Raw genomic sequence first — 1,949 nt, 5'->3', positions numbered from 1 at the left:
GCAGCGGCCGGTCGTCGGCCCGCACCACCCGCCACCAGGGGACCGCGGCGCCGTGCAGCGCCATCACCCGGCCGACCTGTCGGGGGCCGCCCTCGTCGAGCCACTCGGCCACGTCGCCGTAGGTCATCACCCGGCCGGGCGGGATCAGCTCGGCCACCTCCAGCACCCGTTCCGTGTACTCGGCCGGCCCCTGCGGACCCGGCCCGCCGACGGCCGGCGGGTCGCTCGGTCCTGCTCTGTGCTCGCGCATGAGGGTCATCGTGCCGCACCCCTCCGACACCCCGGATCCAGTGGGGAAGATCACGGATTCGCCCCTGAATCGCCCTTGATGCGGTCGGTCGCCGGGGCGGCATGTCACCATCTTCCGGGCGGTGACACGTGATACGGGACAGGAAAGAGCAGACCGAGGAGCAGGACGGGGCGGCCCCGCAGGAGCCGGAGCCCCGTGGCACCCCGGTGGAGCCGGTGCGCCCCGAGGAGGCCGGCATCGACCAGCTCGACAGTGACGAGCCGCTGCTCTCCGCCCGGGTGCACCGTCCCTCCGACCTGCTGCGGTTCCTCATCGGCGCGCTCGGCATCGGGCTGCTGCTGGCCATCGCCTACTTCGCCCACGGCACCGCCGCCGGGCTGGAGCAGGACATCGACAAGGGCGCGGGACAGGCGCCACCGCTGGTGATCAGCATCGCGGCGTTCGTCTCCAGCATCGCGGTGCTGATCGTGCCGGTGGCCTTCGCGATCGAGCGGCTGATCAAACGGGACGGGCTGCGCATCGCCGACGGCGTGCTGGCGGCCGTGCTGGCCCACGGCGTGTCGCTCGCCGTCGCGCTGTGGGTGGCGGAGGCGGCGCCGGAGTCGATCCAGGAGGCGCTCACCAAGGCCGCGCCGTCCGGCGGTCTGACGGACCCCGTGCACAACTACCTGGGCCCGGTCATCGCCTACATGACGGCCGTCGGCATGGCCCGCCGGCCGCGCTGGCGGGTGCTGCTGTGGGTGGTGCTGCTGACCGACGCCCTGTCCGTCCTGATCAGCGGCTACATGACCTCGTTCGCCATCGTGCTGACGGTGCTGATCGGCTGGACGGTCGCCTACGGAACGCTCTACGCCGTCGGCACCCCCAACGTCCGGCCGACGGGGCAGAACCTGCTGGCCGGGCTGCGGCGGGTCGGGTTCAGTCCGGTCAGCGCGCTGCGCGCGGAGGATTCGGGCAGCGAGGACCGGCACGACAGCGACCGCGGGCGCCGCTACGTGGTCACCCTGGACGACGGGCCGCCGCTGGACGTCACCATCGTCGACCGGGAGCAGCAGGCGCACGGCTACTTCTACCGGGCGTGGCGGCGGCTCGCGCTGCGCGGCATCACGCAGCGCCGCAGCCTGCAGACGCTGCGGCAGGCGCTGGAGCAGGAGGCGCTGCTGTCCTACGCGGCCATCGCGGCGGGTGCCAACGCGCCGAAGCTGATCGCCACCTCGGAGCTGGGCCCGGACGCGGTGATCCTCGTCTACGAGCACATCGGTGGGCTGCCGATGGAGGCGCTGCCCGACGAGGAGATCACCGACGAGCTGATGACCACGGCCTGGCAGCAGGTGCGCGCCCTCCAGTCGCGCCGAATCGCGCACCGGCGCCTGAGTGGCGAGGCCCTGGTGGTGGATCGTTCCGGCGCCGTCTACCTCACGGACCTGCGCGGCGGGGAGATCGCCGCCGGTGACCTGAGCCTGCGCATGGACGTGGCCCAGTTGCTGACCACGTTCGGCCTGCGGGTCGGGGCGGAGCGGGCGGTGCGGGCCGCGGTGACGACGCTGGGTCCGGACGCGGTCGCCGACAGCCTGCCCATGCTCCAGCCCATCGCGCTGAACCGCAGCACCCGCGCCACGCTGCGCCGGCTCGCCAAGGAGCGCGCGGACCGGGAGCGAGAGCGGGTGCTCGCGGCGTCGCGGGATCGCAAGCAGGCGCG

General features: G+C 73.4%; 1 protein-coding gene and 1 pseudogene. One reads left to right on the top strand and one right to left on the bottom strand.

All coding sequences use genetic code 11. From position 1 onward, the window contains the following. The coding region (locus ACYVE9_RS24895; RefSeq protein ID WP_461030147.1) for an MGMT family protein at positions 1-250 on the bottom strand (250 nt) is incomplete at its 3' end. Positions 251-378: 128 nt separating this feature from the next. On the opposite strand from ACYVE9_RS24895, the pseudogene ACYVE9_RS24890 reads away from it, so the two are divergent. Beyond that, a pseudogene (locus tag ACYVE9_RS24890) lies at positions 379-1,949 on the top strand (TIGR00374 family protein); the annotation flags it as partial.

The organism is Streptomyces sparsus (genome assembly GCF_054776295.1).
The sequence above is the reverse complement of the archived record's forward strand: the minus strand, read 5'-3'. Positions and strand labels throughout refer to the sequence as shown.